This is a genomic window from Brevibacillus sp. JNUCC-41 (assembly GCF_014844095.1).
In the GTDB taxonomy this organism is placed as follows: domain Bacteria; phylum Bacillota; class Bacilli; order Bacillales; family DSM-1321; genus Peribacillus; species Peribacillus aracenensis.
Window position 1 is genome coordinate 585,108 of record NZ_CP062163.1, and the last position, 15,094, is coordinate 600,201.

At 42.8% G+C, this 15,094-nt stretch carries 11 protein-coding genes; 5 read left to right on the forward strand and 6 right to left on the reverse strand.

Annotated features, from left to right (window positions below):
* Positions 1-130: 130 nt before the first annotated feature.
* A complete protein-coding gene (locus tag JNUCC41_RS02880; RefSeq protein WP_063232459.1) occupies positions 131-832 on the forward strand; it encodes a FadR/GntR family transcriptional regulator in 702 nt (233 codons plus the stop codon).
* Positions 833-1,177: 345 nt separating this feature from the next.
* On the opposite strand, the gene JNUCC41_RS02885 is transcribed toward JNUCC41_RS02880, so the two are convergent.
* The gene (locus tag JNUCC41_RS02885; RefSeq protein WP_192206293.1) at positions 1,178-1,936 is read right to left on the reverse strand and encodes an SDR family oxidoreductase; all 759 of its coding nucleotides are present in this window, start codon (positions 1,934-1,936) and stop codon (positions 1,178-1,180) included.
* Positions 1,937-2,126: 190 nt separating this feature from the next.
* Here JNUCC41_RS02885 and JNUCC41_RS02890 point away from each other — a divergent pair, with 190 nt between their 5' ends.
* Positions 2,127-2,744 (forward strand): TetR/AcrR family transcriptional regulator, encoded by a 618-nt coding sequence (locus JNUCC41_RS02890; RefSeq protein WP_192206294.1) that lies wholly within the window; start codon positions 2,127-2,129, stop codon positions 2,742-2,744.
* A 29-nt stretch (positions 2,745-2,773) separates the two neighbouring features.
* On the opposite strand, the gene JNUCC41_RS02895 is transcribed toward JNUCC41_RS02890, so the two are convergent.
* Together JNUCC41_RS02895 and JNUCC41_RS02900 are read right to left on the reverse strand one after the other, a co-directional pair.
* The gene (locus JNUCC41_RS02895; RefSeq protein WP_192206295.1) at positions 2,774-3,475 is read right to left on the reverse strand and encodes an alpha/beta fold hydrolase; all 702 of its coding nucleotides are present in this window, start codon (positions 3,473-3,475) and stop codon (positions 2,774-2,776) included.
* A 175-nt stretch (positions 3,476-3,650) separates the two neighbouring features.
* Complete coding sequence (locus tag JNUCC41_RS02900; protein ID WP_192206296.1) at positions 3,651-4,553, reverse strand: LysR family transcriptional regulator; 903 nt, start codon at positions 4,551-4,553, stop codon at positions 3,651-3,653.
* A gap of 121 nt (positions 4,554-4,674) precedes the next feature.
* Here JNUCC41_RS02900 and JNUCC41_RS02905 point away from each other — a divergent pair, with 121 nt between their 5' ends.
* On the forward strand, positions 4,675-6,678 hold the full coding sequence (locus JNUCC41_RS02905; RefSeq protein ID WP_192206297.1) for a YhgE/Pip family protein: 2,004 nt from the start codon (positions 4,675-4,677) through the stop codon (positions 6,676-6,678).
* A gap of 335 nt (positions 6,679-7,013) precedes the next feature.
* On the opposite strand, the gene JNUCC41_RS02910 is transcribed toward JNUCC41_RS02905, so the two are convergent.
* A complete protein-coding gene (locus JNUCC41_RS02910) occupies positions 7,014-8,519 on the reverse strand; it encodes a DHA2 family efflux MFS transporter permease subunit (protein ID WP_370662560.1) in 1,506 nt (501 codons plus the stop codon).
* A gap of 197 nt (positions 8,520-8,716) precedes the next feature.
* Here JNUCC41_RS02910 and JNUCC41_RS02915 point away from each other — a divergent pair, with 197 nt between their 5' ends.
* Together JNUCC41_RS02915 and JNUCC41_RS02920 are read left to right on the forward strand one after the other, a co-directional pair.
* Complete coding sequence (locus JNUCC41_RS02915) at positions 8,717-9,616, forward strand: TetR/AcrR family transcriptional regulator (RefSeq protein ID WP_192206298.1); 900 nt, start codon at positions 8,717-8,719, stop codon at positions 9,614-9,616.
* Between the two features lie 367 nt (positions 9,617-9,983).
* Positions 9,984-11,657 carry a ribonuclease J gene (locus tag JNUCC41_RS02920; protein ID WP_192206299.1) on the forward strand — a complete coding sequence of 558 codons (1,674 nt, stop codon included), beginning with the start codon at positions 9,984-9,986 and terminating at the stop codon, positions 11,655-11,657.
* Between the two features lie 40 nt (positions 11,658-11,697).
* On the opposite strand, the gene JNUCC41_RS02925 is transcribed toward JNUCC41_RS02920, so the two are convergent.
* Positions 11,698-13,035, reverse strand: a complete 1,338-nt coding sequence (locus JNUCC41_RS02925) for an amino acid permease (protein WP_228467625.1) — start codon at positions 13,033-13,035, stop codon at positions 11,698-11,700.
* A 484-nt stretch (positions 13,036-13,519) separates the two neighbouring features.
* The gene (locus tag JNUCC41_RS02930) at positions 13,520-14,755 is read right to left on the reverse strand and encodes an MFS transporter (RefSeq protein WP_228467504.1); all 1,236 of its coding nucleotides are present in this window, start codon (positions 14,753-14,755) and stop codon (positions 13,520-13,522) included.
* Positions 14,756-15,094: the final 339 nt, after the last annotated feature.

Consider the following 15,094-nt stretch of genomic DNA (forward strand, 5'->3'; position numbering starts at 1 on the left):
TTAGAGCGGCGCATTTTACTTTTTTTGGGTATGGCTCTTCCCTTCCTTACATGCAAATAAGTGTATTATATTATATAATTAGTCTTACAGTATGAATACATATAGGATTTAACAGAAAAGGGGTTACACAATGGAAGAATCGTCAAAGAAATTAGGCGTACAATCGGTACATCGCAACACTCTTTCACAACAAGTCGTGGATCAAATCGTGCATCTGCTCGTCAGCGGACAAATGAAAGCAGGCGACAAACTGCCTCCTGAAATGGAACTTATGAAAGAACTTGAAGTAAGCCGGCCTGTTTTACGGGAGGCACTCAGTGCACTTGATACACTAGGAGTCATTACACGGAAAACGCGTGAAGGAACCTTTTTTAACGATAAAATCGGTACACATCCATTCTCTGTCATGCTGGCGCTGGCTACGGATAATTTACCAGCGATCATCGAAGCGCGAATGGCATTGGAGTTGGGACTGGTAACTATGGCTGCCGAGAAGATCACAGACGAACAACTGGAGAAACTGCAAGTTACGATTGACACGATTGCCAATAGTGAAGACAACGATTATGGAGAGGCCGATAAAGAATTCCACAAGATCATTGCTTTAAGTGCGAACAATCCCATTATTGAAGGCATGATCGATTCCTTATTGATTACCCATAATAAAATAAATAGCCTGATACAATTCAGGGAACGGGAACTGACTGTAAAGTATCATAAAGCCATCTATGCGGCACTTGCAGCACATGATCCACATGAAGCATTCAGTCAAATGTACAAGCACCTTGATTACGTCCGTCAGAAAGTCCTTCAATATTCTCACGCAAATTAATGTATCGTTTGTGTGGAAGATGGATGGACGTAATCGCAGTGATCCAATTTCATAGGGAAAGTGGATTTTTTCAGGGAACCTATTTTGCTTCCAAGATTTCAGAGTTCAACTTATCTTTTAAATCCAATTGATAGCATCATTCTTATTGAGAAAAAACTGGATAGTAGTTGATCTATCCAGCCCCCACTTATCCACTTTCGATTGAAATGAAAATGATCCCCGATGAAGTCGAAACCTCCCGATCCCCATCCAAGTCTCCACTCAAAAAAATGCATCCCTGCTTACTAGCAGGAATGCATGAATCAGTCCCAAGTTCTCTTGACCATCCTCTTGTTCATTTACGGCTTAATATGCACTCCAACCAGCATCTGCCGTGATGACCGTGCCATTAACAAAACTGGAATCGTCTGAAGCAAGGAACAAAGCCACTTTAGCGATTTCCTCAGGTTTGCCATTGCGTGGATTGATGGCCATACCCAATTGTTGGCGAGAGATGCCGAACTCATTGATGCTCGTCATGCTGGAACCGATGTTGGTTTCAACCCCGCCTGGTGCTATTGCATTGCAGCGAATCCCTTTATTGGCATACATGAAACCCGTGTTTTTTGTGAACCCAACCACTGCGTGCTTAGAGGCAGTGTATGCTGCGCCCGCTCGAGCACCGTGCAAACCGCCAGCAGAAGCAATATTGATGATGACCCCTTTTTGTTTTTCCAAAAAGATCGGCAATACTTTTCTAGTCGAACGCATGACGCTTGTCGTGTTAATGGCAAAAATCCGATCCCACCTAGAATCTTCAATGTCTCCAGCAGGTTCCATGCCATCCATGATACCCGCGTTATTCACCAAAATATCCACCGTACCATACGTACTTACCGTGGTATCGATCAAATGTTGAATATCTTCCTCCACCGCTACGTTCGTTTTAATGGCAAAAGCCATACCGCCATTCGCCTTTATTTCTTCTACCGTCTCATTCGCACCATCAAGATTTAAATCCGATACGACGACTTTAGCCCCTTCTCTAGCATAATCTATAGCGATTTGTTTCCCCATGCCGGATGCTGCGCCTGTCACTACTGCAACTTTGTCTTGTAATTTCATTTGAACTCCCCCATTCATTCTAGTGAAGTGATACTTATCGTACAGATGTTCATTAACTTACTTCCTTTATAGTATAATTAGTTTCAATAGGCTTATACAATCAGCAAATGATGACCTTGATGTTGAACAATGAACAAAAAGTATTCATTATGTTCATTAAAAGCACAATAACCAACAAAGGGTGAAGAAAATGTCCAATAATAACACTGGGATTGATAGAAGGATCAGGAAATCCAAACTGGCTTTGAAAGATTCTCTCATATCATTAATGCAAAACAAGGATTTCAGGGAAATATCGATTACTGACATTGTAGAACGCGCCGACCTTAATCGAGGTACATTTTACAAACACTATCAGTATAAAGAGGAACTGCTTGAAGAGGTCATGGAGGATGTAATTGCGGATTTGATCATATCTTACCGGGAACCTTATAAAAATGTTGAAACTTTCACCATCAATGAACTAACAGCTTCAGTGGTCAAAATATTTGAACATGTAGCTAATTATGCAAACATTTATACCCTCATCCTAAAGTCGAATGCATGGCCTACTTTACTGGAAAGGATTTGTGATGAATTAAAGAAACTTCCATTGGAAGACCTAGAAGATTACCGGCCGAATCCCAAGATCAATACAGAACTTGCCTCCAGTTACCAAGCATATGCGATATTAGGCATGATCATCGAATGGGTCAACACCGGCTTTAAATACAGCGCTGACTATATGGCTGAACAGTTACTGGAAATCATTAATAATAAATCGGTAAATGCCGTCTATAAAATAAACCATACATTTAAGCAGGAATAAGAGGGCTGCATCGGCACCCCTCCTTCTCATTAATACGCCTGCCCTTTGGAAAGAAACCTTGTTACGGTAGACAAGAAAGCTGATAAATTATCTTCATGCACAAAGTGTCCTGCATCCTCTATCGTCACCAATTCGCAATTCGGAATAAGCTCGGAAACTTCCTGCAATTTATTTTGGGGGATATGGCTCGACCCTCCCCCTATAACAAGCGTCGGAATCATAATATCGGTAAGGCGTGCCCACCATTCGGGTTCGGGTTCATTAAGCTGCTGTAGGATCGAAGGCACAACCTGCCAATCAAACGGCAGAGGGCCAGAAGGTTGGGAAGGAATCTCTATTGGTTCATCCGAGAAAGGTGGAGGCGTATCTTCGACAATCAACCTATCTATCCTCGAAGGAAAAGATTGCGAAAAAAGATAGGAAACTGTCCCTCCCATGGAATGCCCTATTAGGGAAAACCCTTCCAAATTCAGCGCATCCGCAAAATGAAGCAAATCATCGCACATCAATTCGAAAGTGTATGTACTAGTTCTCGCACTCCCACCGTGTCCCCGTTGATCTAGAGCCAATACACGATAATTTTCACCTAATGCGGCAGCCACTTGATCCCATGACTCTGCACTTTTGCCCAGCGCATGAAGAACAACAACCGGCGGTGCAGAAACATCCCCGCTCTCCCGGTATTGAAACGTGTGTCCATTCAATTCAATTTGATTAACCCGTATTTCCATCTCCATTCATCTCCTAGGATCTGCATTGGTCTTTTGAACCCGATCTATTTAAGAAAACCTCCTAAAATACTATGTTCACGATAATTAAATTATACTTTTTATGCCTTGACCCATTAATTCGCCCTAACAGCTATTCATTCCTGTCTTAATCCGATTATTTCGACCTTTCCCACATTTATTGATCCTTTGGTCTGGCGGATTTGGCGGCCGCGAAGTAATCCATGACAAATAACCGAAATTGCTTGGCTACTGGGGTGAAGTAGCGTTTTTCTGACCAGCCGAGCCCTATCGTTCTTTGACAAGCAGGTTCGGTTATCCGGATTTTATGGGATAATGAACCGGTTTGATGAAGCCATGTCAGCTCGGATACGAAGGCGACTCCCAACCCTTTCCTGACAAGGTCCGAGATGACAGCAGGTTCATCTCCTTCAAATGCGATGTGCTGGACGAATCCCGCTTCGAGGCAAAATTGATCGGTGAGGCTGCGGAACCCGAAGCCTGTGTTCATACTGATGAATGGTTCATCTTTCACTTCTTGAAGTGTAATGCTTTCCCTGCCTGCCAGCCGGTGATTGGGAGGCACGATCAAGTATATTTCTTCGGTGATCAGCGGTTCCCACTTTAAGTCTGGGCCTTCAATCGGAACGGATGATATGCAATAATCAATTTCCCCTTCTATTAGAAGCTGCTTCATGGATGATATGGATTTTAGGAATTGTTGAAAACGGACATCCGGGTATTGAGATAAAAATGTCCCCAATAAATCCGGCAGGACCCTCGGAATGGTAACGGCCAAGGTGATGCTCTTTTGGTCTTGGTCAGTTAATTCCACTATTTCGCGCCTCCCTTCATTCAGTTCCGCAAAAGCGCGTTCAACACGGTTCAAGAAAATTCGTCCGGCGGCATTGAGCTTGATTTTCCGGTGTTCCCTATCGAACAGTGCGACTCCCAAATCCTCTTCAAGCCGGGATATGGTTTTACTGAGGGATGGCTGAGCAATCTGAAGTTGTTCCGCAGCCTTCGTCATATGTTCCAACCGTGCTACGGTTTGAAAGTACTGGAGCTGTAATATTTCCATTTTCCCACTCTTTTCACATAGATTTAAATCTATTATTACATAATCAATTATGTATTATACAGTATCTAAAAAAGCCATTATGATGAAATAATCTCTTAGTTAGAAAGGGCAGGCTCAAATAATGAAAGGTTTACAACTTGTATTTCAAGATATAAAAGCAATGTGGAAACATAAACACGGGAGAATCGCCTTGATTTTCCTTTTGGTCGTTCCATTGATTTACTCAGGTTTCTTCTTGGCAGGATATTGGAACCCTTATGGAAAGTTGGATCAGCTCCCTGTGGCAGTGGTCAATCTCGATAATGGTTCAAAAATGGACGATAAGCCAGTGGAGGCTGGAGAGGATTTCGTTGAACAATTGAAAAAGCAGAAAGAATTGGATTTTCACTTTGTCACGGCAAAGGAGGCAAATACGGGTCTTAAGGAAGGTACCTATTATATGGTAGTCACGATTCCGGAAGATTTTTCGCAAAATGTCACGACTTTAATGGATAAAAAACCGGAAACGGCTAAACTTTTGTATACTGTCAATCCAGGTAAGAACTTCGTTGCCTCACAGATCAGCTCCACTGCTGTTGAAAAAATGACGGCAAAAATCAACGCAAGCATCACGAAAGTCTATTCTGAAGGCATACTTTCGAAGTTCCAGGACGTTTCTAATGGCTTGGCGGAAGCCGGAGATGGAGCGGAAACACTTCATCAAGGAACGGCGGATGCGAAAAGTGGCAGTGAGAAATTGAATGATGGCATCCAGAATTTGAATGAAGGCGCTCAGAAGCTGCAAACAGGAGGCAACAAGCTCTTGGACGGACAAGAAGCCCTAACGGATGGTGCGAAAGGATTAGCAACAGGTTCCCACAACTTGCAATCTGGCATGAAGCAGCTATCTGATGCACAGGACTCATTGGAAAATGGGATGAAGGAAGTAAGTAAGGGTGTTGAGAACTGGTCAGCCGGAAATGCAAAATTGATGCAAGGGCAAGAACAGGCTGCCGATACAACGAATACTCTAAAGAAACAATTGGATGCCTATATGAAAAGTCATCCTGATGCAATAAAGGATCAAGACTTCAAGCAAATCATTGCCCTATCGGAAGGTTTATCCAAAACAGCCGCCACTTTACATGCCAATCAAAAGCAATTGGGCGAAGGTGCTGCCAAAGTGGCTGATGGACAAGCAACCGTTCAAACCGGGATGAATGCCTTTGGTAATAAAATGGCACAAGCTACCTCTGGTGCCGAGCAATTAAACGAGGGTTCTGAAGAATTGGCGAATGGATTATTTAAATGGAAAAATGGTTTCTCCACTCTACATGCCGGAATCGATTCACTAGCCGGCGGAAGCAGCCGGCTAGCCAGTGGATCGACGGAACTTCAAGACGGACTGGCTTCACTGGAAACGGGTTCAAGCAAATTATCCACCAAGCTTAATGAAGCCGCCGATAAAACGGCCAGTCTTCAGTACGACGATTCGACAACTTCGATGTTCTCTGAGCCCGTACAATTGGTCCAATCCAATTTATCTGAAGTACCTAACTACGGAACCGGGATTGCCCCTTATTTTCTGTCATTGGCCTTTTATGTAGGCGGCATCATGGCTTCCAATATCTTGCCGCTTGGCCGCAGGCAGAATCTTAAGGTTACCGGAACCGTTCATTTCACGAATAAATTATTGCTCGTATATGTAATCGGCTTGATACAGGCACTTCTAGTGGATGCAGTCGTCCTTCTTGGATTCCATTTACACGTGGCCAGTGTCCCTGTATTCATTCTATCAAGCATCATCGTTTCATTTACCTTCATGACATTCATTCTTATGTTGGTGACCGTATTCGGAGTGGTGGGCAAATTCGCAGCCGTGACCCTTCTCGTGTTCCAATTGGCGACCTGCGGCGGAACATTCCCAGGCGAACTGGGCATGTCATTATTGACGAAAATCGGTCAACTTTTACCTATGGCCCACTCATTAAAGGAACTTCAAGAGGTCATCTCACTAGGCGGCTGGGAAAACTTGCAAACGCAGATTTGGATCTTATTAGCCTATCTCGTTTCGGCAGCGATCATTGGCTGGATGGCCAGTCATATCCAGCATGCAAAAGCAGCTTCAGAGGAAGTGACATCTTGATGTAAAAAAGCGCATGGGTAAAGCTTACTGATTAAGTCGGCTGAACTTAAAAGAAGGCTGTTTTAGCATACGTTGTTGCTATTTACCAAGTAAAGCGGTGTGGTTGATTTCCCCTCCAGATGCTCGCTTTCCGCGGGGCGGTCCGTGAGCCTCCTCGGCGTAAACGCCTGTGGGGTCTCACCTGTCCCGCTGCTCCCGCAGGAGTCTCGCACTTGCGCTCCAATCAACCTTAAATCGTTTCGTTTTAAAAACAACAACCTTTACGAAAAGAGCCTAAAAGAAAAAGCCCTATGCTGCCTGAACGATTCAGGTGACATAGGGCTTTATTGTTTCCTTTAAGCGGTTTGATCTTTTTTCACAGCTGGTTTTTCTTCAGCCGGCCAAGCACGCTTAATGAATAATGCCAGAATCAGCGCCACACCGGCAATGAAGGTAGATACAAAGAAGGAGAAGTTAATTCCATCCAGCATTGCCTGCATCCCGATTTGGGCTTTCATTTGGCCCATCATCTCAGCGGTGGGCTGGCTTGTTAATTTGCTCATCGCTTTCGTCATTAAATCTTCGGCAGTAGAAGCTGCACGGTTAGACATGACCGTAACGAGCAATGCCGTACCGACCGCACCGGAAATTTGGTTCAGTGTGTTATTCATGGCCGTACCATGCGGGTTCATGCGGGCTGGCAGCGAGTTCAAGCCATTTGTCATGATCGGCATCATGGACATTGACATCCCGAAGGAACGAACGGAAAACAGGATTACAATTTCTGTATACGTAGTTTCCATTGATAATTTACTTAGCAAATACGTAGTTACCACGGTGATAAGCAAACCGATTGAAGCAAGGATGCGGGCACCGAATTTATCGAAAAGCTTACCGGTAACCGGTGACATGAGGGCCATTAATAACGCACCTGGAAGCATCAGTAATCCAGAATCGAATGGTGAAATGCCACGTACTGTTTGTGTGTACATCGGAATTAAGATCATCCCCGAGAACATCGCCATGTTCAGTACGATTGAGATCGTTGCGGATAAAGCGAACATCGGGTGCTTGAAGATCTTGAACTCAAGCATTGGTGTTTCCATTTTAAGCTGGCGTGTTATGAAAAGGATCAGGGAGATGGCACCGACTACCAGTGTTCCGTATACCCACGGGCTGTCCCAGCCTTTGCTGCCTGCCGAACTGAATCCGTAAAGCAAACCGCCGAAGCCTAAGCTTGAAAGGATGACCGATATTTTATCAATTGAGATATCGACTTTTTCCTTGTGGTCTTTAAGTTTAAAGAAGCCGAAAATAAGCACTAGTAAGGCTAGCGGAGTAATGAAATGGAATAGCATTCTCCAATCATAATGTTCGATGATCCAGCCTGAAAGCGTCGGCCCGATTGCAGGGGCAAACATCATGACCAAACCGAATAATCCCATTGCCGAGCCCCGTTTTTCAACAGGGAAAGAAGTTAAAAGTACGTTCATTAATAATGGCATCATGATTGCCGAACCGGCAGCCTGAACCATACGTGCGCTCAATAATAGCGGGAATACATGCGCTACACCTGCAACGATCGTCCCGATTGAGAATAGGAGCATGGCTGTCAGGAACAAATTACGCACCGAATATTTTCTTATTAAGAAGGCAGTTGTCGGAATCATGATTCCGTTCACGAGCATATAGCCCGTTGTCAGCCATTGGACTGTGGAAGTCTCGACTCCCAGGTCTGTTTGGATTGATGGCAGTGCAATATTTAAAAGGGTTGAATTCAAAATCGATATAAACGCCCCGACCATCAGTATGGCCAAAATGCCATACGAACCCTTTTTCTCATTTGTTTGTGCAGTACTCACTTTTTATCTATTCCTCCATTCAAACTATTGGTTCATTTTATTAGACGTGCGGTATATTCCAATCTCACAAAATCAATAATATACCCCTAGTTCATTTTTTGCAATAAAAATTTACTGGTTTAAATAAGGGTTTGTGCTGTGATGAAAAATAGAGTACGATTATTTTTATACAAGCAGTATAATGAAAATTAGGTGATATGATGAATAATCGAAGGCAGAATGTCATCGATACGGCTCATAAGCTGTTTATTGACAAAGGCTACCAAGCCACGTCCATCCAGGACATTTTAGATGGCAGCGGTATATCAAAAGGTACATTCTATAATTATTTCCCTTCGAAGGGTGAATTATTTATAGCCATTTTCCGTTCCTTCTATACAAAGATTCTCCATGACAGGGAAAAACTGTTGATTGGTCAAGATTCAGCCGATATTGAAGTTTTCATCCGGCAGCTTGATTTGCAGATGATGGTGAACAAGCAGAGCAAATTGCTTATCCTGATCGAAGAAGTCCGTGTTTCTAACGATGAAGAATTAAAACAATTCATCAATAATACAGTATTGTTGAACTTACGCTGGATATATAATCGTTTTATCGATATATTCGGGGAAAACAAAAAACCCTATCTTTTAGATAGCGTCATCATCTTTCATTCGATGATGACCCACATGAATCATTTTAGCCATCGGGCCAATCCCGCCGGTACACCGGACATACAAATTATCCGCTATTGCATGAACCGGATTGTCCGCTTAGTCAATGAAGTGGCTGAAAGCGGGGAACAGATCATTGACCCGGAACTAATGGATAAGTGGTTTCCAAACTTTACAAACAACCTTGATCCTTGCCATAATGATTTGCTTCAAACCACCACGGAATTGAAAAAAGCGATAAACAAAGCTTTGCCTTGCGATGAAGATCGAACAAGAGCCATTGAATTGATCGACTTTATCCAAGATGAGCTGATGCAGTCCGACAAGCCGCGAAAATTCTTGATAGAAAGTTTGCTGCTCACTTTAAAAACTGGATATGCATCAAAGGTCCAAGCAAACATTGAGACTTTTGAAGAAAGCATCAATTCTTGCTTGAGCCTATGAAGATTGAAGATACACGCACCTGCCTAAAACGGCAGGTGTTTTTTTTATGGCTTTTTGAATTGCCCTGTTTTTAAAAAAAGGCTGTTTTCGCATACTTTGTTGCTATTTAAAGCGGTGTGGTTGATTTCCCCTCCTGATACTCGCTTTCCGCGGGGCGGGCGGTGAGCCTCCCCGGCGTAAACGCCTGTGGGATCTCACCTGTCCCGCTGCTCCCGCAGGAGTCTCGCACTTGCGCTCCAATTAACGTTAAATCGTTTCGTTTTAAAAACAACAATCTTTACGAAAAGAGCCTAAAAAAAAGAGTTGGTTTTTTAAAAGGGACCTATGGAAACACTATCATTATCATCATAAAGGGAGGTCTATCTACTTGAGTGCGAAAGAGAATGCTTTGTCCATACTGGCTCTGGGCGGAGTGAATGAAATCGGTAAAAACATGTACGTGGTTCAATATGCTAACGATCTCGTCATTATTGATTGTGGGGCTAAGTTTCCTGATGAAAGTTTATTAGGAGTCGATTTGATCATTCCCGATATTTCCTTTCTTCAGGAAAATAAGGAGAAGATCCGCGCTTTAATTGTGACTCATGGGCATGAAGACCATATTGGCGGGATCCCTTATTTCCTGAAAAAATTGAATGTACCCATTTATGCCACACGTTTAACACTTGGTTTGATTGAATTGAAATTAAAAGAACATAACCTTTTGGCTGATACGGAATTAATTCAGATCGATTCGGATTCAAGGTTGGAATTTGGGGAGATGGTTCTGGACTTTTTCAAAACGAATCATAGTATACCCGATTGCCTTGGAGTTACCATGCATACGCCTGAAGGCACGGTCGTTCATACAGGGGACTTTAAGTTTGACTTGACTCCCATGAATGATCAGTATCCCGATATTCATAAAATGGCCAAAATCGGGAGTGAAGGTGTACTGGTTTTATTATCTGAAAGCACGAACGCTGAACGCCCGGGCTCAAGCCCCTCGGAGCATCTGGTTGGCAGCCATATTGAAGAAGCCTTCATGCAGGCAAAACGGAAAGTCATTCTTTCGACCTTCGCTTCAAATGTCAATCGCGTTCAACAAGTTGTGAACGCTGCACAGAAGACAAACCGGAAACTCGCCCTGATTGGACGAAGCATGGTGAACGTCGTATCCGTTGCCATTGAACGCGGCTACCTCGAGGTTCCTGATGGGATGCTTATCCAACCGCAAGAAGTGGATAAATATGCTCCTGAAAGGGTCGCGGTTTTATGTACAGGAAGTCAAGGAGAGCCATTTGCTGCACTTTCCCGGCTTTCCAGTTCGAATTATCGGGATATGAGTATATTGCCTGATGATACAGTGATTCTTGCCTCCACTCCAATACCCGGAAATGAACGGGATGTTTCACGCATCATCGACAACCTGTTTCAACTTGGTGCCAAAGTCATTTACGGTTCTGGGACTGTAACGGGCATGCATGTTTCCGGACATGCCTATCAGGAAGAATTAAAGCTCATGCTTACACTGATGAAACCCAAGTATTTCATACCGATTCACGGTGAGTATCGGATGTTGCACCAGCATCGATTGCTAGCTGAGTCTGTCGGGGTGGAGAAGGAGCATACTTTCATCATCAATAACGGCGATGTGGTGGATATTGAAAACTCCGTTGCCCGTCAAACGAGAAAGGTCGCTGCAGGCAATACCTTTGTTGATGGTGTTGGCGTCGGTGATGTTGGAGAAATCGTTCTGCGGGACCGTAAGCAGCTTTCCGAAGATGGAATGCTCGTGATCGTCATCACACTAAGCAAGACGGAAAGAAAAATAGTATCAGGACCCGATACCATTTCCCGGGGATTTGTTTATGTTCAAAATTCCGAAGATCTCCTTAGGCATGTGAACCGTCTTGTCACGAAAACGGTCAATGACTTACAAAGTGAAAAAATATACCGCTGGAACGTCATTAAACAAACCATAAAGAAGGAACTGGGGCAATACCTCTTTACTCAAACTAAGAAAAAACCAATGATCCTTCCGATCATCATTGAGGTTTAGCGCCAAATCACAAAAAGGAACTCGACTCGAGTTCCTTTTTTCAATCAAGCCCTGATTTACTTGCTTTTGCGGCCATCGCCTTGTTCTTATTCCAAACCTTGAACTTCATGAAAACGGCGGCAAGACCGATGATCACGATGAATAAAAGGCTGATGAAGAACCCTGGACGTATCTCCTTTTCAAGCAGGGTGCCACTTATGGCGGCCAAAATTAAAAGAAGTCCGAAAACGGCCGTAATCTTACTCCAAATCTTATTTTCCAAGATTTTAAAAGAAGAGAGAATGATGAATGCCCAGTTATACAAAAGTAATATCCCAGCTGATGTTGTAATATATTCATAAATCTTGCCTGGCAGGAGCAAGGCAGTGATGATTGATCCTAAAAGTCCCAAGGCCCCAAGACCGAGTGAGGGCAGTGGAAGGTCCTTGAATTTCTTGATTTTTTGCATGAATAATGCGGGTGCATTCCCATCATCGGAGAGGGTTACCAATAGATTGGTTACACCAAATAGTGAAGCGGTCATCGTCGAGAAACCGGCAATGATGATCGCACCATTAAAAACGTGCGGGAAAAATGCCAGGTGATAACTGTCCAATGCCGAAACGAATGGGCTTTCTTTTTCACTGAATGCCCCTATTGAAATCATGGTTACGGCTAACCCCAATGAAATCACATATATGATGGTAAGAACCAAGAGCATGATCGTCCCTGCCTTAGGCGCATCTTCCTTCTTTTTAAGCTGCATTGCCATCAGTCCAATGACCTCAATGCCGCCAAACGCATAAAAGGCATAGATAAGGGATGTCCAAAACCCTATTAGCCCTTTTGGAAATAATTCATCGAACTTATTCGGAAATGAGGGCGGTTTCCCTCCATCAAGACCAAACCAGCCGAAAACGGCACATACTGCAATAATGATGAACATTACGATCGCTGCCGTCTTAATTATCGCAAGTATGTTTTCCACTCTGTCGAACCCTTTTGTTCCCAGCAATACCACCACGATCGAAACAATGGCAAAACCGGATGCAAATAACCACAGCGGGACCTTCGGAAACCAAAATTGTGATAATAGCGAAAGCGCAGTAAGCTGGCTTCCCATGATCAATATATTGGAGGACCAATAATTCCAGCCACAGCTAAAGCCAGCCCATCGTCCAAATGCTTTATTGGCATAATAACAAAAAGAGCCCTCTTGAGGATCGGCAGCCGTCATCTTAGCTAGCAGATTATAAACGATGTAAGTACCTAGTGCAGCCAAAACAAATGAAAATACAATGGATGGCCCAGTCGTTTTAATCCCTATGGCCGAACCGAGGAAATACCCTGTCCCGATTGTACAGCCAACACCGACCAATGATAACTGCCACCATATCATATCGCCTTGTTGTTCACCGGATGCTGCTGAATTTTGAGCAGTCTTCCCTTTAGCTGAACGGCAATTGGCTTTTGTTGTCATAACATTACCCCCTTCCATCATTCATAGTGTTGATAATGCCACAATGAATTATGTAAGGAAGAAATTTACCAAATGGTAAATCAAGTATTCGAATAAGAATTGAAGTGCTATGTAATAAGCACTGTGATACGACGGCTAAAATGCCTTGATAAGCGCCGATAAAGATAATCCAGGGATGATGGAAATAGCCATTAAGCTTTTTTTCATTTAGGCTCTTTTCGTAAAGATTGTTGTTTTGAGGTTGATTGGAGCGCAAGTGCGAGACTCCTGCGTATGCGAAAACAGCCTTCATTTAAAAACCTGCGAAATCCAATGCAGCTACAAAAGATAAAATCATCCAGCTATAAATGAAAAGTACAAAAAAGCCGTGGGAAAGCCCGGCTTTTTCGGGAATCTCTATTGATTAGGAGGCAGCAGCTTCTTTTTTGTCTGAACTAATGAATTTCCAAACAATCAAGACGATTCCTATACCTATGATCCCTGTAATGATATAACTCAAATTGAGATGATTTTTCATGACAAGGGACATGACCGGAGGGCCTGCCGCAACTCCGATGAACCTAGATGACATGTAGAAGGAAGTTATCGTCCCACGCTGTTCCTTTTTTATATTTTGAGTGATGATTGCGTCAAGTGTCGGTAATAACGCACCAATTGCTATGCCCGCCAAACTTGTTACGAGTAATAAAAGGAAAACTTTATTTTTTGTAAAACCGACAAATACAAGGCTGATTGAAAGGACAATCAGACTAATCATGATGATCTTTTTCATGATTGGCAATTCGCCCTTGATTTTCTTCCCGGCAACATAAGAAGACACACAAAGGAAAAATAGCGGGATCGCTATCACTAAACCTTTTTTGATTCCATGCAAATCATGGATTTTTTCCAGATTATCAGACAAAAAGAAAAGAACACCGAATAAAACCAACATGACAAATACACCAATCAGGAAAACTGTATATAACCATTTTCCTTCCTGTTTGAATATTTTTTTCGTATCATGCCAAAATTCATTGAATTTCTTCGGATCATCCTTTTCCTTTGGTACCTTTATAAAGAAAAAGACCAAGACAATAGATATTAAACTGAAGAATGAAATCGAGAAGAATGGTAAAAACCAGATAAATGCAGCAAACAGGGAACCCAATATTGGACTAAGCACTTTCCCAAATGTATTCGAGGTTTCTATGATACCCAGACAAGCGCTCGTTTTTTCATCATCATCTTTGTATAAATCCCCCACAAGAGGCAAAATGATGGGCGAGGCACCAGACGCCCCAATCCCCTGCAATACCCTCCCAATGATGATCCATGTATAGGGATTTTCCATTTTCCATGATGCATAACCTGCGACCAAGCCACCAATGAGGGCTAGGATCAGACTTGGCAGGATCACCATCTTCCGTCCGAATCGATCTGATAAATAACCTGCTATGGGAATTAAAAAAATGGATGCAACGGAATAGCTTGTTATCACCATGCTTGATTGAAATGAAGATATCCCCACCTTATCCTCGAAAATTGGCAAAACCGGAATAAGCATTGAATTTCCAAGCGTCATCACCAATGGAATCGATGCCATACTGATCAAGCACCACACGCTTACATCTTTATTTTGCTTCTCATGACCCTCCATACTTACACTCCTCATCCATTATAAAAGCAACTAATTGCATAAAAGGTAACCATTCGTGAAATCAATATGTGTTTTGCATCATTTTTTAGATGTCTTAAATTATTATGTTATAGCTTTGAAAGATTTATTCAGTAGCGCATTAACCAAAATTACCCCTTTTGACCTTTAAAACAAAAAAACCATTCTGTATAACAATGGGTTTCTCTTTTTTACAATGACTAGGTAAGCGCAAACCGGACCACGATTCACCATATCCACTCTAAAAGGGCTAAAAAAGTGGTACAAGTCCAATTGTTTGAATACATTCAAATAAGCGAAGATGTATTAAACGATGAGGTG

Coding starts and splice junctions, on each gene's coding strand:
- JNUCC41_RS02905 (WP_192206297.1), top strand. CDS start 4,675: ATGAAAGGTTTACAACTTGTATTTCAAGATATAAAAGCAATGTGGAAA.
- JNUCC41_RS02890 (WP_192206294.1), top strand. CDS start 2,127: ATGTCCAATAATAACACTGGGATTGATAGAAGGATCAGGAAATCCAAA.
- JNUCC41_RS02930 (WP_228467504.1), bottom strand. CDS start 14,755: ATGGAGGGTCATGAGAAGCAAAATAAAGATGTAAGCGTGTGGTGCTTG.
- JNUCC41_RS02925 (WP_228467625.1), bottom strand. CDS start 13,035: ATGATATGGTGGCAGTTATCATTGGTCGGTGTTGGCTGTACAATCGGG.
- JNUCC41_RS02900 (WP_192206296.1), bottom strand. CDS start 4,553: ATGGAAATATTACAGCTCCAGTACTTTCAAACCGTAGCACGGTTGGAA.
- JNUCC41_RS02885 (WP_192206293.1), bottom strand. CDS start 1,936: ATGAAATTACAAGACAAAGTTGCAGTAGTGACAGGCGCAGCATCCGGC.
- JNUCC41_RS02915 (WP_192206298.1), top strand. CDS start 8,717: ATGATGAATAATCGAAGGCAGAATGTCATCGATACGGCTCATAAGCTG.
- JNUCC41_RS02880 (WP_063232459.1), top strand. CDS start 131: ATGGAAGAATCGTCAAAGAAATTAGGCGTACAATCGGTACATCGCAAC.
- JNUCC41_RS02895 (WP_192206295.1), bottom strand. CDS start 3,475: ATGGAAATACGGGTTAATCAAATTGAATTGAATGGACACACGTTTCAA.